The 20,536-nt window shown below is 62.9% G+C and carries 15 protein-coding genes; 6 read left to right on the plus strand and 9 right to left on the minus strand.

Annotated elements, in window-relative coordinates:
- Positions 1-25: 25 nt before the first annotated feature.
- The 5 genes from pbpG to C404_RS41280 all read right to left on the minus strand — a co-directional run bounded on the left by pbpG (position 26) and on the right by C404_RS41280 (position 4,773).
- Positions 26-1,219 carry a D-alanyl-D-alanine endopeptidase gene (gene pbpG / locus C404_RS41260; protein ID WP_037011563.1) on the minus strand — a complete coding sequence of 398 codons (1,194 nt, stop codon included), beginning with the start codon at positions 1,217-1,219 and terminating at the stop codon, positions 26-28.
- 444 nt (positions 1,220-1,663) lie between these two features.
- A complete protein-coding gene (locus tag C404_RS41265; RefSeq protein ID WP_021194641.1) occupies positions 1,664-2,371 on the minus strand; it encodes a nitroreductase in 708 nt (235 codons plus the stop codon).
- Positions 2,372-2,386: 15 nt separating this feature from the next.
- Positions 2,387-2,830, minus strand: coding sequence for an acyl-CoA thioesterase (locus C404_RS41270; RefSeq protein ID WP_021194642.1), 444 nt, complete (start codon positions 2,828-2,830; stop codon positions 2,387-2,389).
- A gap of 66 nt (positions 2,831-2,896) precedes the next feature.
- Positions 2,897-3,814 carry a DMT family transporter gene (locus C404_RS41275; protein WP_021194643.1) on the minus strand — a complete coding sequence of 306 codons (918 nt, stop codon included), beginning with the start codon at positions 3,812-3,814 and terminating at the stop codon, positions 2,897-2,899.
- A complete protein-coding gene (locus tag C404_RS41280; RefSeq protein ID WP_031329295.1) occupies positions 3,811-4,773 on the minus strand; it encodes a histone deacetylase family protein in 963 nt (320 codons plus the stop codon). The genes C404_RS41275 and C404_RS41280 overlap by 4 nt, the downstream gene beginning before the upstream one ends.
- 405 nt (positions 4,774-5,178) lie before the next feature.
- On the opposite strand from C404_RS41280, the gene C404_RS41285 reads away from it, so the two are divergent.
- Entirely contained in the window at positions 5,179-5,757 is a 579-nt protein-coding gene (locus C404_RS41285) for a phasin family protein (RefSeq protein ID WP_021194645.1), read from the plus strand.
- Between the two features lie 337 nt (positions 5,758-6,094).
- Positions 6,095-6,655: a hypothetical protein gene (locus tag C404_RS41290; RefSeq protein ID WP_021194646.1), complete on the plus strand. Its 561-nt coding sequence runs from the start codon at positions 6,095-6,097 to the stop codon at positions 6,653-6,655.
- A 104-nt stretch (positions 6,656-6,759) separates the two neighbouring features.
- Here the strand turns inward: C404_RS41290 and lpdA are convergent, their stop codons facing one another.
- From lpdA to aceE, 4 genes are all read right to left on the minus strand, one after another.
- The gene (gene lpdA / locus C404_RS41295; protein ID WP_021194647.1) at positions 6,760-8,544 is read right to left on the minus strand and encodes a dihydrolipoyl dehydrogenase; all 1,785 of its coding nucleotides are present in this window, start codon (positions 8,542-8,544) and stop codon (positions 6,760-6,762) included.
- Positions 8,545-8,600: 56 nt separating this feature from the next.
- Positions 8,601-9,173, minus strand: a complete 573-nt coding sequence (locus tag C404_RS41300) for an MFS transporter (RefSeq protein ID WP_021194648.1) — start codon at positions 9,171-9,173, stop codon at positions 8,601-8,603.
- 79 nt (positions 9,174-9,252) lie between these two features.
- Positions 9,253-10,944, minus strand: coding sequence for a dihydrolipoyllysine-residue acetyltransferase (gene aceF / locus C404_RS41305; RefSeq protein WP_021194649.1), 1,692 nt, complete (start codon positions 10,942-10,944; stop codon positions 9,253-9,255).
- A gap of 154 nt (positions 10,945-11,098) precedes the next feature.
- Entirely contained in the window at positions 11,099-13,789 is a 2,691-nt protein-coding gene (aceE, locus tag C404_RS41310; protein WP_021194650.1) for a pyruvate dehydrogenase (acetyl-transferring), homodimeric type, read from the minus strand.
- A 282-nt stretch (positions 13,790-14,071) separates the two neighbouring features.
- Here aceE and C404_RS41315 point away from each other — a divergent pair, with 282 nt between their 5' ends.
- The 4 genes from C404_RS41315 to C404_RS41330 all read left to right on the plus strand — a co-directional run bounded on the left by C404_RS41315 (position 14,072) and on the right by C404_RS41330 (position 20,493).
- A complete protein-coding gene (locus C404_RS41315; RefSeq protein WP_031329296.1) occupies positions 14,072-16,651 on the plus strand; it encodes a PAS domain S-box protein in 2,580 nt (859 codons plus the stop codon).
- Positions 16,652-16,698: 47 nt separating this feature from the next.
- A complete protein-coding gene (locus C404_RS41320) occupies positions 16,699-17,334 on the plus strand; it encodes a response regulator transcription factor (protein ID WP_021194652.1) in 636 nt (211 codons plus the stop codon).
- A 94-nt stretch (positions 17,335-17,428) separates the two neighbouring features.
- Positions 17,429-18,298 carry a bifunctional methylenetetrahydrofolate dehydrogenase/methenyltetrahydrofolate cyclohydrolase FolD gene (folD, locus tag C404_RS41325; RefSeq protein WP_021194653.1) on the plus strand — a complete coding sequence of 290 codons (870 nt, stop codon included), beginning with the start codon at positions 17,429-17,431 and terminating at the stop codon, positions 18,296-18,298.
- Positions 18,299-18,390: 92 nt separating this feature from the next.
- Entirely contained in the window at positions 18,391-20,493 is a 2,103-nt protein-coding gene (locus tag C404_RS41330; protein ID WP_021194654.1) for a M3 family metallopeptidase, read from the plus strand.
- Positions 20,494-20,536: the final 43 nt, after the last annotated feature.

A 20,536-nucleotide genomic window follows, 5' to 3' on the forward strand; every position in this document is an offset into this window, starting at 1 on the left:
TTTTGTTGGGTGATCAGACTGCGACTCAAGCGCCGCGCTGCTCCGAAGCCAGCACCGTCGCCGCCGGTTGCGTCGACACAGGCACATTGCGCAGCGGCGCAGCAGCTTGCGTAGCTGCCTCGACATGCGGGTTGCGCTCCAGCCAGTTGCGCACGCGCGTGGCATCCGCAAAACGCGTCAGGTTGCCGGCCGAATCCAGGAACACCATCACCACGTTGCGGCCATGCACGTTGGCCTGCATCACCAGGCAGCGGCCTGCCTCGTTGATGAAGCCGGTCTTCTGCAGACCGATGTCCCATTCGCCGCCACGTACCAGGCGGTTGGTGTTCACGTAGTGCAGCGAGCGGCCGTTGGCGTTAACCGTGTGCTCGGTGGTGGTCGTGAACTGGCGGATGGTCGGCACCTTGTAAGCCGCAACGACGATCTTGGCCAGATCCTGCGCGCTCGACACGTTGCTGCTCGACAAGCCGTTCGAATCGACGTAATGCGTGTCGTTCATGCCCAGCTCATGCGCCTTGCGGTTCATGGCGGCAACGAACGCCGGACGGCCACCCGGATAGTTGCGGCCCAGCGCCGAAGCCGCGCGGTTCTCCGACGACATCAGCGCCAGCAGCAGCAGGTCTTCACGCGTGAGCATCGTACCGAAACGCAAACGCGAGCTGGTGTTGCGCTCGTAGTCGCGATCGTCATCGGTAATTTCAAGCAGCTCGTCCATCGGCTGGTGCGCTTCGGTCACGACCAGCGCGGTCATCAGCTTGGTGATCGAGGCGATCGGCAGCACGGCAGCCGAATTCTTCTGGAACAGGACTTCACCGGTGTTTTGGTCCATCACCAGCGCAACCGACGAACGCAGCGCCAGTGCATCTGGCGTGGCACGCAGGCCCATCGCTTCGCCCAGCGTCGGGCTGGCCGGCACAAAGGCTGCACGCACCGGACGCGCGCCGCGCTCAACCACGATCACACGACGTTTGCCCTTGACGGTCACGACCTTGCGGACTTTGGTGGTGGCAGTGTCATCGTTGCTGGCAACCGCAACCTTGGCGCCGGCTTTCTTGCTGGCGACAGTCTTGCCTTTGGATTTGGCTTTCTTGCTGGCGGCGGGCTTTTTGTCGGCGGTGGCAGCGTTGGCCACAGAGGCGACGGAAACGGCGGCGAGCGCGACAGTCATCAGCGAAGCTAGGCCGAGACGTCGGAAAAATGAGGAAACAGACCGTGACATGATTCGATCACCCGCGCGTGAGATGGCGCAAGTGTAGGCAAAAACAAAATTCTTAGCAAGATGAAGGACTTAGCTCACAGCCTTAAAGTTTGACCTCTGGAGCCTTATCATTCAGACATCATTTCGACGCAATTCCCTGCTACGGCAGACCACAATTTGCGAAGAAAGTTGCGCATAGGGCACTTTCTGAGTCACGCGTCAAAACGTATTGCGAAGGCTCCAGAACAGAGCACCTCATCCCGCTCGAATTCCCACCTGGGTGGTGACAATCACGGTTTACAACGTCGTCCAACACTTCCTCACAATGCGCCCGCGCTTACACGCCGACTGCATGATGGAAGTCTAACGACGCACCAGCCATATTTGTTGACATAACTGAACGACTTTTTAGTCTCTATTCGCTCCTTGCGCGAAGATGTGCGCGAATCACGGCGCGTAGACGTGTCAATCGAAGAAGCGAGTGAAGTCGGAGACAGGTGCTCGCTCGGTGACGAGCGTGTTTTCGATGGCGGACCGGTCTGCATACCCCATCGACATACCGCACACGACCATTTCGTCATCAGGCAACGCCAGGTGCGCTTTGATGATGCGATGGAATTGCGTGAAGGCCGCTTGCGGACACGTATCGATGCCGCGTGCACGCGCCGCCACCATCACGGCTTCGAGGAACATGCCGTAGTCGAGCCAGCTGCCCTGCTCCATCACGCGATCGATGCTGAAGATGAGGCCGACGGGCGCGTCGAAGAAGCGAAAGTTACGCGCGTGCTGTGCATGCATGCGCTCCTTCTCTGCACGGCCGATGCCGAGCAGGCTGTATAGGTCCCAACCCACTTTCCGCCGGCGGCTTTGATACGGGTCGACCCACGTGCGCGGGTAGTACGGATACTCCTCGCGATGCGGCGTATCGACCTCCGGATGATCGTATGCAGCCAGTACGGATTCCGACAGCCGCGCCTTCGGCTCGCCCGTCAGCACGTAGACCTTCCATGGCTGCGTATTACTGCCTGAGGGGGCACGGCGCGCGACATCCAGAATGGCTTCGATGTCCTCGCGCGCAACCGGCTTGGGCAGGAACGCGCGAATCGAACGGCGCGACGTGATGGCCTGGTCGACGAGCTCGACTTCGGTGGGATTGGGGCGTCGATCGTTCATGACAAGGCAGGTCGCTCAGACGGTGACGTTGGCGACCAACGGTTCCAGCACGGCGCGCAACGCCTCTGGCAGCGGCACCGGACGGCGCGTTTCACGATCAACGTAGACGTGTACAAAATGCCCTTGCGCTGCCGCCTCGTGCGCATCACCACGGAACAGCCCCACCTCATAGCGCACGCTGGTGTTGCCCAGGCGCGCAACGCGCAAGCCGGCGACCACCGGATCGGGAAACGACAGCGGCGCGAAGTAATTGCACTGTGTTTCGATGACGAGGCCGATGGTGTCGCTGCGTTCGGGATTCAGCACGCCCTGCTCGATCAGGTAGGCGTTCACCACGGTGTCGAAGTAGCTGTAGTAGACGACGTTGTTGACGTGGCCGTAGACGTCGTTGTCCATCCAGCGTGTGGTGATGGTGTGGAAGTGGCGGTAGTCGTCGCGCGTCTGTCGGGGCGTGCTCATGCTGGCGTGCGCTCTGAAGATTGGAAAACTACGAGGATACGCCAGCCGGTTTCAAGTCAGCGGCGCTTACTTGCGGATCACCAGCGCCACACCGCACGCAGCGATCACCATGCCAAGTGCGGCCAGCGGTGGAAAGCGCTCGCCAAAGAGCGCCCAGGCCATCACCGCAGTCGTTGGCGGCGTCAGATAAAGCAGCGACGTCACCTTGGTCGCCGCGCCCTTGCGGATCAGCACAAAGAGCAGCGAGATTGCACCGATGGACAGCGCCAGCACCGACCACACCAGCGAGCCGATCATCTGCGCAGTCCAGTGCACCTCGCGCGTCTCGAACAGGAACATGAACGGCAGGCACAGCAGCGCCGACGCGCCGAACTGAATGCATGCCCCCATGCGCAGATCAAATACCGGGCAATAGCGCTTCTGGTACAGCGTGCCAATCGTGATCGACAGCAGCGCGCCCACGCATAGCGCCAGCGTCGTCACGCCCACGCCGGCCAGGTGCAGCTTGTTCGCCACCACGAGCCCCACCCCGGCGATACCGCACAGCAGACCCAGCCACTGGCGGCCCGTTACGCGCTCGCCGCGCATAGATACATACAAGGCCGTGAGAATCGGCTGCATGCCGACAATCAGCGCCGTCATGCCCGCCGGCATGCCCAGCTTGACTGCCGCCCACACGCCGGCTAGGTAGCCCCACTGCATCAGCACACCCGCGACAGCGAGGTGGCCGACGGTTGCCCAATCGACTTCCTTCGTGCCCGCGCGGCGCGGCAGCGGCACCCGCGCCAACCACACGAGCGGCAGCAGGCACACCAGCACACCAACAAATCTCAGGAAAAGGAAGGTGATCGGCTCGGCGTACGGCATGCCGTACTTGGCCACGATAAAGCCCGTGCTCCAGATCAGCACGAACAGCCACGGCATGGCGGCCACAAAGAGGGAATCGCGGGCCTGCACAGGCGCTGCGGAATACGCTTGGGTCATGCGGAAAGCGGAAGAGAGATCGATGCGGTGACAGCCTCGTCGCGTGCCGCCCAACGCTGTGCATGCCGGGCAGCCAGCGCGATCGTCTGCGCGTGGACGGCTACGGTGTCGTCGATATTGTTGCCATAGCCGCCCGCCATGGTAACGGCAATCGGAATCCGCCGTTGATATGCAAAATCGAACACCTGCTGGTCGCGTGCGGCCAGCCCTGCCATCGTCAGCTTGAGCCGCCCCAAGCGATCACCTTCGTGCGGATCGGCGCCAGCCAGGTAAATGATGAGGCTAGGCTTGAAGCGCCCGGCCAGGATGTCGAGCGCACCGGTCAGGGCTTCCAGATAGTCGTGATCGCCGCAGCCGTCGTGCAGGCCCACATCCAGGTCGGACGCCTCCTTGCGGAACGGGTAGTTCTTTTCACCGTGCACCGACAACGTGAATACCGAGGCATCGTCGCGCAGGATCGACGCGGTGCCATTGCCCTGGTGCACATCCAGATCAACGATGGCGACGGGAAACTCTGCGGGCGCCCTGCCCGGCTGACGCTGCATCCAACGAGAAGCGATGGCCGCGTCGTTGAAGACACAAAAACCGGCGCCCTTGTCGGCATAGGCATGATGCGTACCGCCCGCCAGATTGACGGCAACACCATCGGTCATCGCGGCTTCACAAGCTGCCATCGTTGCGCCGGCGGACCGGCGGCTCCGCTCCACCATCTCCGGCGACCACGGAAAGCCGATTTCACGCTGGCGCGCCGGATCCAGCAGGCCGGCACTCACCGCCTGGACATAATCAGGCGCATGCGCCAGCAGCAAAGCCTGGTCGTCTGCGCGCGGCGCTTCGTGCATCGCCAACCCAGGCACCTCGGTCAATACCCGCTCGCGTAACGCACTGTATTTACGCATCGGAAACCGGTGACCAGGGGGCAGCGGCAGCACAAAGTGATCGGTATAGAACGCTCGCATAAGAGATCACAAATAATTGCAGCGCAACAGAATTGGCGAACGGACGCATCCTAACCTAGGCTGCGACAGTATGTTTTTTGAGACGAAACTGCCACCAAAGGCATCCAGGCAACTTCGTCGCGCACCAATAATGCGCATTCTTTTGCCACAAAAAGTCATGCCAAACGGTTTGTCGCGCAATTCCTGTGCACGAAAAATCAGCCGATTCTGATTTTTGTGCGATGCACAAAAGATGCTTGACACTGGTTTGACGTTCAACAACAATGGAATTGTTGCGATGCACCATCACTAAGCCATCGCGATGTCGCCTGGAAGGCCCGACGCAGACCGTCATGCTTTGTACATCTGGGCGATCTAAATTTTTGATTTTGATTCCCCCCGTCCACCTTGCATTGGAGAGACAACATGCTGACTCAGGAACAGATCGCTGCGGCGCACAAGGCCAACCTGGAAACCTTCTTTGGCCTGACCAACAAGGCTTTTGAAGGCGTCGAGAAACTGGTCGAACTGAACCTGCAAGTCGTCAAGGCTACCCTGGCCGAAAACGTCGAGCACGCCAAGAAGGCCCTGACCGCCAAAGACGCGCAAGAACTGCTGTCGGTGCAAACCGCTGCTGTTCAGCCCCTGGCTGAAAAGGTTCTGGCTTACAGCCGCCACCTGTACGAAATCGCTTCGGACACGCAAACCGAGTTCAGCAAGGCTGCTGAATCGCAAATCGCTGAAAACAGCCGCAAGCTGCAAGCGCTGGTCGACAACGTGTCGAAGAACGCCCCGGCTGGTTCGGAATCGGCTGTTGCCCTGGTGAAGTCGGCTCTGTCGGCTGCCAACAACGCGTACGACTCGGTGCAAAAGGCCACCAAGCAGGCTGTGGAACTGGCTGAAAGCAACTTCCACGCTGCTGCCAACGCTGCTAGCAAGGCAACCGCCCAAGCTTCGGCTCAAGCGCGCGCTGCCACCAGCAAGAAGACCACGACCGCTGCCTAATCGCTAATCGGTCTGAAGTTTTCTGCTCAAGCGGGCCTCCTTCGGGAGGCCCGTTTTGTTTTGGGCGCTCGAATCCATCCTCCAAACATATCGTTTGCGTGCATTTGCGCGGAACCGAAACGCGCGCCCAGCAGTCAATCCCACTGTGTTCGTTAGTTTGTCTCCTCGGTACCGCCAGAGAAAACCTGTCCTCAGTGGTGATCAGTGGGTACCTTTGACCCGGCCTCGGCCGGGTTTTTTGTGTGCGCTCGAATCGCCCAGCGCTTCAAGCTGCGAACTTTTGTGGATGCCCGGCGCTCCATCCTATATTGCGGATTACCGCCCCAGCCCAACGCCGATGTCCCGCGAATCCCTGGCCAAACGCGGCCTGATCTTCCTGGCTGCGCTCATCCTGCTCTTCGAAGAATGGATCTGGAACGCCATGCTGCGGGCAACTGAGCGACTGGTGAGGCACCCGTGGGTCCAAGCCGCAGAGCGCAGGTTGGCCACGTTTGAGCCCATCGAGGCGCTGTGCGTATTTATCCTGCCGATGCTAGTGCTGTTGCCCTTCAAGCTGGCCGCCTTTTACGTGTTGGCGCGCGGCAAGGTGATTGCAGGGACACTGGTGCTGGTCTTGGCAAAAGTGGTCAGCACCGCGCTGGGCGCCCGTATCTACTACGTCGTCCGCCCGCAACTGCACACAATCGCGTGGTATCTCCGCTGGGAGACGGCGTTCCTGGCCTGGAAGCGCCGCATGGTCACCACACTGCGCGCCACGCCAACATGGCAAACCCTGCAAGCACGCATTGCCATCTGGCGGGCGCATCGCCATGGGCTGATGCGGTTGGCTTGGCGGCGGCTGACCGCAACGCTGCGCTTACTACGCCGGCATCGTCGCCGTGCCGAACCCCGGCACTGAGCCGTCCCGCATACAAACAAGAAGGGCCGCCCAATTGAGCGGCCCTTCCCGTTTTGCCGGCTTAGTCTTTGGGTTGCCCTAAAAACAAGACGGTTAATTGCAGATCAGCGCTTACGAGCAGGCGGCACATCCGTGCAAACACCTTCGTAGATCTCCGCAGCCATGCCCACCGACTCACCCAGCGTCGGGTGCGGGTGGATAGTCTTGCCGATGTCGACAGCGTCCGCGCCCATCTCGATGGCCAAGCAGACTTCGCCAATGAGGTCGCCTGCATGCGTGCCGACAATGCCGCCGCCGATGATGCGGTGCGTTTCCTCGTCGAAGATCAACTTCGTGAAGCCTTCGTCGCGGCCGTTGGCAATCGCGCGGCCCGAAGCAGCCCAGGGGAACACGCCCTTGCCGTACTTGATGCCCTGCGCCTTGCACTGGTCTTCGGTCAGACCTGCCCAGGCCACTTCCGGATCGGTGTAGGCGACCGACGGAATCTGCTTGGCATCGAAGTACGCCTTCTCGCCATGCGCGGCTTCCGCAGCTACGTGGCCTTCGTGCACCGCCTTGTGCGCCAGCATCGGCTGACCAACGATGTCGCCGATCGCGTAGATGTGCGGCACGTTGGTGCGCTGCTGCTTGTCCACGTCGATGAAACCACGGTCGGTCACGGCCACGCCAGCCTTCTCGGCGCCGATACGCTTGCCGTTCGGGCTGCGGCCCACGGCCACCAGCACCAGGTCGTAGCGCTGCGGCTCGGCGGGTGCGGCTTCACCCTCGAACTTGACGTAGATACCGTCCGGCTTGGCTTCGACGCCGACCGTCTTGGTCTTGAGCATGACCTTGTCGAAGCGGCCCTTGTTCATCTTGTCCCACACCTTGACGAGGTCGCGGTCTGCGCCCTGCATCAGGCCATCGAGCATTTCCACCACATCGATGTGTGCGCCCAGCGTGCTATACACCGTGGCCATTTCCAGGCCAATGATGCCGCCGCCGATCACCAGCATCTTGCCCGGCACCTGACGCAACTCCAGCGCGCCGGTCGAATCGACGATACGCGGATCCTCTGGGATGAACGGCAGCTTTACGGCCTCGCTACCCGCGGCGATGATCGCCTTGGCGAAGCGGATGACCTTCTTTTCGCCGGTCACAGCCTTGCCTGCGCCATCCGTAACTTGCACTTCCAAGTGGTTCGGATCGAGGAACGTGCCGACGCCACGCACGACCTGCACTTTGCGCGACTTGGCCATGCCGGCCAGGCCGCCAGTCAGCTTGCCGATCACGGATTCCTTGTGCTTGCGCAGCAGGTCGATGTCGAGCTTCGGCTCGCTGTAGACGATGCCGTGTGCAGCCATCGCCTTGACCTCTTCCATGACGGCGGCGGTGTGCAGCAAGGCCTTCGACGGAATACAGCCCACGTTCAGGCAGACGCCGCCCAGCGTGGAGAAGCGCTCGACCAGCACGGTGTTCATGCCCAGATCGGCACTCCGGAAGGCTGCCGAATAACCACCCGGGCCGGAGCCCAGCACGAGCATGTCGCATTCGATGTCCGCGCCGCCGGCGTGCTTGGCGGCTTGCGGTGCGGGTGCCGATGCAGCCGGCGCGGCAGCAGGCGCTGCGGCAGGAGCCGGTGCTTGGGCCGGCGCCGCGGGTGCAGCAGCGGCGCCGGCTTCCGCCGTGGCAATCACCGTGCCTTGGCTGACCTTGTCGCCCACCTTGATCTTGACCTCGACGATCTTGCCCGCCACGTCCGACGGCACGTCCATGGTCGCCTTATCGGTCTCCAGCGTGATCAGCGCCTGATCGACGGTGACGGCATCGCCCGCCTTCACCATCACTTCAATGACGTCCACGTCTTTGTAGTCGCCGATATCCGGCACCTTGATTTCCACCACGCTCATTCCTGACTCCTTGTTCTTGTCGTCGGCTGCAGGCACTGCCTTGGCCGCCGACGCTTTCAATCCTGCAGACGTATCGTGTGCACTTCGATCGGGCCGCCCGAACTCTTGTCGAACTCCACGCCAGCGGACACGCCCACCTGCGCGATATCCGCCGCCGTCTTGCCCGGCATATCAAACACCGCCGACATGGCGCCCAACGCAAAATTGCGCCCCGAGCCGATACCCCAGAAACGGTCGAACGAAAACACCTCGCGGTACGAATAGACGCCATAGATGCCGGTTACGTTGGCGATCAGGCAGGTGATCTGCGACGACTCGTAGGGGTCGTCATCGTCTTCCTTGGTGTTGACGAAATACTCGTCCTTGAGCTTTTCATGCACCTTGAGGAAGGTCCGGAAGACGTCGTCGCGCGTGCTGAGCCGGCACTCATCGGCCAATCCGGTCAGCAGACTGCGCATGACCGGAAAATGAGCCGTCGTACCCGCCAGCGCAATCAGCGACTCACCCACCTGGAAGATCTTCTGGTTCTGTTCGTAGCCGCGCGCCAAGCGCGTATCACCGAAGGTCACCAACGAATCGGCTGCGATTGCCACTTCGCCGTCTTTCTTGACTACCACGCACGTTGTCATGTCGTCCTCGCCAAAAGTCAGCCGACCGAGCACGGCACGCTCAGGCTCGAAGCCAGATGCGTGCCGCGCCCGTGCAGGCTTACAGGCTGACGCGGCGGAAGTCCGCCAGCACGCTGGCCAGATACGCGTTGAAGCGTGCAGCCTCCGCGCCGTCGATTACGCGGTGATCGTACGACAGCGACAGCGGCAGCGTCAGGCGCGGCACGAACTGCTTGCCGTCCCACACCGGCTTCTGATAGCCACGCGACAGACCCAGGATGGCCACTTCCGGCGCGTTGATGATCGGCGTGAAGTTCGTGCCACCAATGCCGCCCAGCGACGAGATCGAGAAGCAGCCGCCCTGCATCTGGTCCGGCTTGAGTTTGCCTTCGCGCGCAGCCTTGGACAGGTCCGCCATTTCCTTGGCGATGTCGATCAGGCCCTTCTTGTCCGCATCGCGGATCACCGGCACCACCAGCCCGTTGGGCGTATCCGCTGCAAAACCGATGTGGAAGTACTGCTTGAAGACCAGGTTGTCGCCGTCCAGGCTGGCATTGAAGGTCGGGAACTTCTTCAGTGCGCCCACAACCGCCTTGATCACGAACGCCAGCATCGTGAACTTCACGCCAGCCTTTTCGTGGTCCTTGTTCATCTGCACGCGGAAGGCTTCCAACTCGGTGATGTCCGCTTCGTCGTTGTTCGTGACGTGCGGGATCATGACCCAGTTGCGGTGCAGGTTTGCGCCCGAGATCTTCTTGATGCGCGACAGCGGCTTCGGATCGACCGGGCCGAACTTGGTGAAGTCCACCTTCGGCCACGGCAGCAGGTTCAGTTCGCCGCCGCCGGCCGGTGCAGCTGCAGCAGCCTTGCCCGGCGCTGCGGCCTGGCCACTCATCACGCCCTTGACGTAGCGCTGCACGTCTTCCTGCGTGATGCGGTTCTTCGGGCCCGTACCGCCGACGAGGTTGACGTTCACGCCCAGTTCACGCGCGTACTTGCGCACCGACGGGCTGGCGTGGGCGGCCTTGCCCACCGTGCCGACGGTGTCGGCGGTGTAAGTTGCAGGCGCTGCGGCCGGAGCGGCAGCGGGCGCAGCCGCAGGGGCTGGGCTCGGTGCAGCGGCTGCCGGTGCGGCTGTGGGTGCCGATACTGGAGCTTGCACGGGTGCCGATGCAGCGGCCGCGCCGCCGGCACCTTCCAGCACGACGATCAGCGTGCCTTGCGACACGGCATCGCCGACCTTCACGCGGATTTCCTTAACGGTCCCCGCAGCCGGCGACGGCACATCCATCGTGGCCTTGTCCGATTCGAGCGTGATCAGCGACTGCTCGGCTTCCACCTTGTCGCCCACCTTCACGCTGATCTCGATGACCGGCACGTCGGTGTAGTCGCCGATATCCGGCACCTTCACTTCCACCGTGCCGCCACCTGCTGCTGCCGACGCGGGGGCCGGCGCTTGTGCAGCGGGTGCGGGAGCGGGAGCGGGCGCAGCAGCGGCCGGAGCCGGTGCGGGCGCAGCCTGGGGTGCCGGGGCCGGAGCAGCCGCAGCGCCCTGCTCTTCAAGCAGCAGCACCAGCGAGCCTTCCGACACGGCATCGCCCACCTTGATCTTCACTTCCTTGACGACGCCGCTCTTGGGCGACGGCACGTCCATGGTCGCCTTGTCCGATTCCAGCGTGACCAGCGAATCCTCAGCGTTGACGGTATCGCCCGCCTTGACCAGCACTTCGATCACCGGGACGTCTTTGTAGTCGCCGATGTCCGGCACCTTGATTTCTACGACTTGACTCATTCTTCTGTCTCCAGAGGGTCTGGCGGCGGGTGCGTCCGGCGGCGGGCACAAACTGCTCCGCAGGCTACCGCATCGTGCAGGCAAATGCACGTCGCGGAAAGTCTGCCGAGGCAGTGCCCGGCCGGGGACGCAACCCGCGCGCCCGGCGGCTCCGTTATACGGTCATCGGGTTGGGCTTGTTCGGATCGAGGTTGTACTTCTTCAGTGCCTCGGCCACCTTTTCGCGCGGCAGCACGCCTTCATCGGCGAGCGCCTTGAGCGACGCAACCGTCACCCAATAGCGGTCCACCTCGAAGAAGTGGCGCAGCTTCTCGCGGGTATCCGAGCGGCCGAAGCCGTCGGTGCCCAGCACCACGTAGCGACGCGGTACGAAGGCGCGGATCTGCTCGGCGAACGTACGAACGTAGTCGGTCGATGCGATGACCGGGCCGCGTGCGTTCTTGAGGAGCTTCTCGACGTGCGACTCGCGTTGCGGAGCGGTCGGGTTGAGCAGGTTCCAGCGTGCGGTGGCGTTGCCTTCGCGGGCCAGCTCGGTAAAGCTCGGGCAGCCCCACAGGTCGGATTCGACACCCCAGTCCTTCTTGAGCAGCTCAGCAGCTGCAATCACCTCACGGAAGATCGTGCCCGAGCCCAGCAGTTGCACGCGCGGTGCGTTGCTGTTTTCGACGCCCTTCTTGAACTGGTACATCCCCTTGATGATGTCGGCCTCGACACCCGCCGGCATTTCCGGGTGCTCGTAGTTCTCGTTCATCACCGTCAGGTAGTAATAGACGTCTTCCTGCTCGACATACATACGGCGCAGGCCGTCTTGCATCACCACCGCCAGTTCGTACTGGAAGGTCGGGTCATACGAGATGCAGTTCGGGATGGCAGCGTGGTACACGTGCGAGTGACCGTCTTCGTGCTGCAGGCCTTCGCCGTTCAGCGTCGTGCGGCCAGCGGTGCCGCCCAGCAGGAAGCCGCGCGAGCGCATGTCACCAGCGGCCCAGCAGAGGTCGCCGATACGCTGGATGCCGAACATCGAGTAGTAGATGTAGAACGGGATCATCGCCACGCCATGCGTCGAATACGACGTGGCGGCCGCGATCCAGTCGCACATGGCGCCGGCTTCGTTGATGCCCTCTTGCAGCACCTGACCCGTCTGCGATTCCTTGTAGAACATCAGTTGGTCGTGATCCTGCGGCACGTACTTCTGGCCTTCCTGGTTCCAGATACCGACCTGGCGGAACAGACCTTCCATACCGAACGTGCGCGATTCATCCGGCACGATGGGCACGACGTGCTTACCGACGTTCTTGTCCTTGAGCAGGATGTTCAGAATGCGCACGAAGGCCATCGTCGTGGACACTTCGCGGCCTTCGCCCGTGGCCTTGAGCAGCGCGTCGAACGCCGACAGCGCCGGCACTTGCAGCGGGTCAGCCTTCTGGCGACGGGCCGGCAGGTAGCCGCCCAGATCCATGCGCGCCTTGCGCATGTATTCGAGTTCCTTCGAGCCTTCTTCGAACTTAACGTACGGAACGTGCTCGAGCTGGTCATCAGCCACCGGGATGTTGAAGCGATCGCGCAGCTTGCGGATAGCGTCCACCGGCATCTTCTTCTGCTGGTGGGCGATGTTCATCGCTTCACCGGCTTCGCCCATGCCATAGCCCTTGATGGTCTTGGCGAGGATGACGGTCGGCTGGCCCTTGTGGTTGCTCGCCGATTGGAATGCCGCGTAAATCTTGTGCGGATCATGGCCGCCACGGTTCAGCGCCCAGATGTCGTCGTCGGACCAGTCGGCCACCATGGCCTTGAGTTCCGGCGTGTTGAAGAAATGCTCGCGCACGTAGGCGCCGCTCTTCGACTTGAAGGTCTGGTACTCGCCGTCGACGCATTCCATCATGCGGCTCATCAGCAGGCCCTTGGTGTCGCGAGCGAGCAGCTGATCCCAGCGGCTGCCCCAGATGACCTTGATGACGTTCCAGCCGGCGCCGCGGAATTCGCTTTCCAGCTCTTGAATGATCTTGCCGTTGCCGCGCACCGGGCCGTCCAGGCGCTGCAGGTTGCAGTTGATCACGAAGACGAGGTTGTCCAGCTTCTCACGGCCGGCCATGCCGATTGCGCCCAGCGATTCCGGCTCGTCGGTTTCGCCGTCGCCCAGGAAGGCCCAGACCTTGCGGTTTTCCCAGTTCTGGATCAGGCCGCGGCTGGCCAGGTACTTGGTGAAACGCGCCTGGTAGATCGCCATGATCGGGCCCAGGCCCATCGACACGGTCGGGAACTGCCAGAAATCCGGCATCAGCCACGGGTGCGGATACGACGAGATGCCCTTGCCGTCCACTTCCTGGCGGAAGCTGTCGAGCTGTTCTTCCGACAGGCGGCCCAGCAGGAAAGCGCGCGAGTACACGCCCGGCGCCGAGTGGCCCTGCACAAAGACCATGTCGCCGCCGTGCTTGCCCGACGGGGCGTGCCAGAAGTGGTTGTAGCCGACGTCATACAGCGTGGCTGCAGACGCGAACGACGAGATGTGGCCACCGACGTTGGTGTCCTTGTTCGCACGCAGCACCATCGCCATGGCATTCCAGCGGGTGTAAGAACGGATGCGGTGCTCGATTTCCTGGTCGCCGGGAATGCGGTCCTGGTTTTCGACCGGAATCGTATTGATATAGGGGGTCTCTGCGTGCAGCGGCGAGGTCACGCCGTTGATGCGCGCGTACTCGATCTGCTTATCAAGGAGGAACGCCGCGCGCTGCGGGCCTTCCGCGCCGATGACGCCTTGCAGCGCCTCCAGCCATTCCTTGGTCTCCTGGGGATCGACGTCGCTGGCGCGCGTGGCGCCCAGGACTTGTTCTGGTACGGCCGACATGGCGGTCTCCTTGGTAGCAGTAACGGTAGGTGCGTCTCTTTAGATTGGGGGTACCCCAACTTTTGCGCTGATTCTATGGGCACCCGCAAATGCAGCACAAGAGGAATTTTCAAATTGCGATATGGTTTTTTATAATGCGGAATATTGCGGCGCTGCAAAACAAATCACTTTTAACGCTGCAGCGCAGCATTTTCCCGCTGGTGAAATGTGCCTCACCAAGCGGTTTCCCCAAGCGACCAGCAGGTTAATTGCCGTTACACTTGGTTTTGCGCAGTTGCACAGATGTCCACACCTTTACCTCCGCAGAATTCCGGCGTTCGTCCGCCCATCATGCTTTCCCCCTCCCACGCCTCACAGGATTCGGCTGCACCCGAGCCGGCGAAACCTGCCTCGCCCCCGGCGATCTCGGTTTCGGTGCCTGCGCCCGAATTGCCGCCCGAAAACGGTGGGCGCCCCAACGTGCCGCGCCGCCTGTGGATGACACGCCTGAGCCGGCTGTGGACGACCAACTGGTTCATGTTCATTCCGCTGGTGGCTATCGTCCTGTTTGCCGGCGCGATGATCTTCATCCTGTATCAGTTGCACGCCACCGAAGTGCAGCAGCAGCGCGACGCCCTCTACCGCGATGCCGCCTGGGCCGAGCAGAAGGTGCGCCTGTCCCTGCAAAGCAACCAGGATCAAGTGGCGGCGCTGGCGCGCGACATTGGCGCCGCGCAGTTGGACCCAAGCGCCTACCGCGACGCCGCGCGCCAACTGCTGCGCGAAAACCCCGAGTTGGTCTTCATCAACTGGCTGGACGCCACCCGCCGCCCGCGCTGGGCCTTCCCGGCCAGCTCTGAGTTTGTCACCCGGGTGCGCGAGACGCGCGATCACCCGCTCGAAGCCGAGATCCAATCCGCCTATGATGCCGCGCGTGAGACGCAGCGTGCCGTCTACTCGCGCCCGATCCAGAACGAACGCGGCGAGAGCTTCATGCTCATGGAAGTGCCGATCGTGCGGGACAACGAGTTCCTCGGCACGGTGGGCGCCATGTACTCCGTCACCGGCATCCTCACGCAACTGCTGCCGGGTGAACTGACCGATCGCTACCGGTTCTCCCTGGTCGACAAGAACAACGTGATTCGCGCCAGCACGTCGCTGCGCCCGGTGCCCAAGGCCGCGGCCTCGTACGAGGTGCTGCTGGACCCGCCGGGGCATTCGCTGTCGCTGCGGGCCGAAGCGTATCCGGCGCCGTCCAATCTGCCCAACAACATGCTGATGTGGCTGGTGGCGGGCCTGTCGTGCTTCGTGATCTGGAGCTTGTGGAGCGTCTGGCGGCACACCAGCCGCCGCTCCGAAGCACAGCGCGCCCTGCTGGCGGAAACCTCGTTCCGCCGCGCCATGGAGAACTCCATGGTGATCGGCATGCGCGCGCTCGACCTCAACGGCCGCATCACCTACGTCAACCCTGCCTTCTGCCGCATGATCGGCTGGACCGAGGCGGAACTGGTTGGCCGCATGCCACCCTTCCCATACTGGCCACCCAACGAAATCGGCGAGATGCAGAAGCACATCGAGCTGACCCTGCGTGGCAAGGCCCCGGCCAACGGCATGGAACTACGGATGATGCGCCGCGACGGCACGAGCTTCTATGCACGGATGTACGTCTCACCGCTGATCGATGCACGTGGCCGGCACACTGGCTGGATGAGTTCGATCACCGACATCACCGAACCGAAGCGCGCGCGCGAAGACCTGGCCGCCGCGCACGATCGCTTCACCACGGTGCTGGAGAGTTTGGACGCCGCCGTGTCCGTGCTGTCCACCGACAAGGCCGAGCTGCTGTTTGCCAACCGCTACTACCGCCAGCTGTTCGGCTGGGAGGCCTTCGGCCACCTGCAACTGTCCGGCCAAGACGTCAACACGGAAGACGTCTCCAGCGATGCGCTCGACATGGTGGACGGCTACGCGGGCCTGCCCGCCTCCGAGCTGACGCCACACGCCGCCGACGCGCGCGAAATCTACGTCCCAGCGATGCAGAAATGGTTTGAAGTGCGCCGCCGCTACATCCAATGGGTGGACGGCCACCTCGCGCAGATGCAGATCGCCACCGACATCACCGTGCGCAAGGCTGCCGAAGAAATGACGCGCCAGCACGAAGAACGCCTGCAGTTCACTAGCCGCCTGACGACCATGGGCGAGATGGCCTCGTCGCTGGCGCACGAGCTGAACCAGCCGCTGGCCGCCATCAACAACTACTGCATGGGTGCAGTCGGCCGCCTGAAGAGCGGGCGCAGCACGGCGGAAGAGCTGATTCCGGTGCTGGAAAAGACCTCCGCCCAGGCGGTGCGCGCCGGCACCATCATCCAGCGCATCCGCGGTTTCGTGAAGCGCAGCCAGCCGCAGCGGCGCGAATCCGACCTGCGCGACATCGTGGCCGACGCCGTCGGCCTGGCGGAGCTGGAGGCCACGCGGCGCGGCATCACCATCCTCACGCGCCTGCCAGCCGACCTGCCGCACCTGTACGTCGACCCGGTGCTGATCGAGCAGGTGCTGGTCAACCTGCTGAAGAACGCCGCCGAAGCGATGGCTGCGCACCCGCGCCTGCGCGCCGCGAGCGTCCTGCGCCTGCACGCCAACCTCATCGAGGACCCGGATAACTCCGTGCTGATTGAAGTCATCGACCAGGGCCCGGGCGTGGACGACAGCACCAAGGAACGCCTGTTCGAGCCCTTCTTCAGCACCAAATCCGACGGCATGGGCATGGGCCTGAACATCTGCCGCTCCATCATAGAATCCCACCTCGGCAGGCTCTGGGTAGAAAACAATGCCGATGGCATCGGCTGTACGTTTAAAATCATCCTGCCGCTGAATCCGCTGTAACCCGCTGTAAATCGTTTTTAAAACAGAACGTAGACCGAGGACTCTCCATGAGCACAACGCCCGCAGCAGTTGCTCCGCGCAACGAAACCGTGTTCGTCGTCGACGACGATGAAGCCATGCGTGACTCATTGACGTGGCTGCTCGAAGGCAACGGTTACACCGTGCGCACCTACCGCAGCGCTGAAGAATTTCTCGTGGACGACAAGCGCACCGAAGGCGTCGGCTGCCTGATCCTCGACGTGCGCATGCAGGGCATGAGCGGCCCCGAGCTGCAAGACCGCCTCATGGCCGAGAACAGCCGCCTGCCGATCGTGTTCGTGACCGGCCACGGCGACGTGCCGATGGCGGTATCGACCATGAAGAAGGGCGCGGTCGACTTCATCGAGAAGCCGTTCGACGAATCGGAACTGCGCGAACTGGTCGAGCGCATGCTCAGCAAGGCCCGCTCGGAAGACTCCGTTGCGCGCGAGCAAAAGGCCGCCAAGGACCTGCTCGGCCGCTTGACCACGCGTGAGCAACAGGTGCTCGAGCGCATCGTTGCCGGCCGCCTGAACAAGCAGATCGCCGATGACCTGGGCATTTCCATCAAGACGGTGGAGGCGCACCGCGCCAACATCATGGAAAAGCTCAACGTGAACACGGTCGCCGACCTGCTGCGCTTGGCCCTCTCGCGCAATAGCTGATTCATTTTGTGGGCCGGTTGTGAGCAACCAGGGCGGCTGGAAGGGAGGCGCCGATTTATAATCGCGGTTTGCCCTCTCCCTCCTCCGCCCAGCCATGACCGCCCAACTCATTGACGGCAACGCGCTTGCCAAACAACTCCGCGCCGAAGCCGCGCAACGCGCCGCCGCCCTCACCGCGCGCGGCCACCAGCCCGGCCTCGCCGTCATCCTCGTCGGCGAAGACCCGGCCAGCCAGGTCTACGTGCGTAACAAGATCAAGGCGTGCGAAGACAATGGCTTCCTCTCCGTCTTCGACCGCTACCCCGCTGACCTGACCGAAGCGGACCTGCTCGGCCGCATCGATGCCCTGAACCGCGACCCGCGCATCCACGGCATCCTGGTCCAGCTCCCGCTGCCCAAGCACATCGACAGCCACAAGGTGCTCGAAGCCATCGCGCCCGAAAAGGACGTCGACGGTTTCCACGTCGCCAACGCCGGCGCGCTGATGACCGGCGCCCCGCTGTTCCGCCCGTGCACGCCGTATGGCTGCATGAAGATGCTGGAATCGGTCAACTACCCGGTGCGCGGCGCCAATGCCGTGGTGGTGGGTGCCTCGAACATCGTCGGCAAGCCGATGGCGATGCTGCTGCTGCAGGCCGGCGCCACCATCACCATCTGCAACAGCAAGACGCGCGATCTGGCCGCCCACACGCGTGAGGCCGACATCATCGTGGCCGCCGTGGGCCGCCGCAACATCATCACCGCCGACATGGTCAAGCCGGACGCCGTCGTCATCGACGTGGGCATGAACCGCGACGATGCCGGCAAGCTCTGCGGCGATGTCGACTTTGCGGGCGTGAAGGAAGTCGCCGGCTACATCACCCCCGTGCCGGGCGGCGTCGGCCCGATGACGATCACCATGCTGCTGATCAACACCTTGGAAGCCGCTGAACGTGTTGCCGCGGGAGCCTCGCTGGCAGCGTAAGCTTCACTTTCCACCATTGGAAACGGAAAAAGCGTCCCAACCTGCTGGATCGGACGCTTTTTTTGCACCCGATTTTTCCTACTGAGCCCGCCATGACCGACATTTCGCTCCAAGCCAATAATCCGCTGCTCGATTTCTCCGGTCTGCCGCGCTTTGCGGACATTCGCCCCGAGCACATCACGCCGGCCATCGACGTGCTGCTCGAGCGCGCAGCGGCCGCGGTTGCCAAGGTCAAGGACCCAGCCACCCCGGTCAGCTGGAACACCGTCGTCACCGCTCTGGAAGATGCCACCGAGCCATTGGGCCGCGCCTGGGGCGTGGTCGGCCACCTGAGCGCCGTGGTTGACACGCCAGCCTTGCGCGAGGCGCATGCCGCCAACCTGCCGCGTGTGACCGAGTTCTGGTCGGGCCTGGGGCAAGACCTTGAATTGTTCGAGAAATACAAGGCCATCGCACAAAGCGCCGAATACGCCACACTCACTTCCGCCCGCAAGAAGCTGCTCGACAATGAACTGCGCGGCTTCCGCCTGGGCGGCGCCGAACTGCCGGAAGATCAGAAGCCGCGCTTTGCCGCCATTCAGGAACAGCAGGCGCAACTGACCAAGGCCTTCAGCGACCATGTGCTGGATGCCACCAACGCCTATGCGCTGCTGATCAACGACGAAGCCCGCCTGGCCGGCCTGCCCGACGATGCTAAGCAAGCCGCGCAGGAAGCCGCCCGCCGTGACAACCCGAACGCTACGGGCTGGAAGTTCACGCTGCATTTCCCGTCGTACTTCCCGGTGCTGCAATATGCAGACGACCGCGCACTGCGCCGCACGCTGTACGAAGCCAACGTCACGCGCGCGTCCGAACTGGGCGCGCAATACGGCGGCGGCAAGGCTGAATGGGACAACACCGCCAACATGGCCGAGCAGCTCGCGCTGCGCACGGAAGAGGCGCACATGCTCGGCTATCGCAACTTCGGCGAGGTGTCGCTCGTGCCGAAGATGGCGGACTCGCCCGAAGACGTGCTGCGCTTCCTGAGCGAACTGGCCGACCGCGCCCGCCCGTTCGCTGAGAAGGACTGGGCCGAGCTGCAAGCCTTCGCCAAGACCACTCTCGGCATCGACAAGCTGGAACCGTGGGACATGGCCTATGCGTCGGAAAAGCTGCGCGAAGCGCGCTATGCCTTCTCCGAGCAGGAGGTGAAGCAGTACTTCCCGGAACCCGCCGTACTGGATGGCTTGTTCGAGGTTGTGCAGACGCTGTTCTCGGTCAAGATCCGCCCGGAGCAGGCCGAGGTGTGGCACCCGGACGTACGCTTCTTCCGCGTCGAATCTGCACAGGGCGAGCTGCTCGCCCAGTTCTACATCGACCTGTATGCCCGCGAAGGCAAGCGCGGCGGCGCCTGGATGGATGACGCCCGCGGTCGCAAGCTGCTGGATGATGCTGGCGTGCAAACCCCGGTGGCCTACCTCACCTGCAACTTCTCCGGCCCGGTCGGCAACAAGCCCGCGCTGTTCACGCACGACGAGGTCATCACCCTCTTCCACGAATTCGGCCACGGCCTGCATCACATGCTCACGCGCGTGGACGAGCTGGGCGTGTCCGGCATCAACGGTGTGGAATGGGATGCGGTGGAACTGCCCTCCCAGTTCATGGAGAACTTCTGCTGGGAGTGGGAAGTGCTCTCGCGCATGACCCGCCACGCGGAGACCGGTCAGCCGCTGCCGCGCGCCCTGTACGACCGCATGCTGGCCGCGAAGAACTTCCAGAACGGCATGATGACGCTGCGCCAGATCGTGTTCTCGACGTTCGACATGCACCTGCATACGGACTTCGACCCGAAGGGTCCGACGTCGGTGCTGGAACTCTCACGCCAGGTCAACAACCGCTTCCATGTCGTACCGCAGGCGGAGCTGTCACGCTGGCCGAATACGTTCAGCCACATCTTCGCGGGCGGCTACGCGGCTGGCTACTACAGCTACAAGTGGGCCGAGGTGCTGTCGGCAGATGCCTACGCGGCATTTGAGGAAGCCGGCAAGTTGAGTGGCTCGGTACTCGACGCCGAAACCGGCGCGCGCTACCGCCGCGAAGTGCTGGAAGTCGGCGGCAGCCGCCCGGCCATCGAATCGTTCACCGCCTTCCGCGGGCGCGCGCCGAGCATCGACGCGCTGCTGCGTCACGGTGGCATGGTGGCGGAAGCCGCCTGACGGTCTACGTAGCAAGAACAACGCCGCTTCGCGCGCAAGCCGA

The organism is Ralstonia sp. AU12-08, from assembly GCF_000442475.1.
Classification (GTDB): domain Bacteria; phylum Pseudomonadota; class Gammaproteobacteria; order Burkholderiales; family Burkholderiaceae; genus Ralstonia; species Ralstonia insidiosa.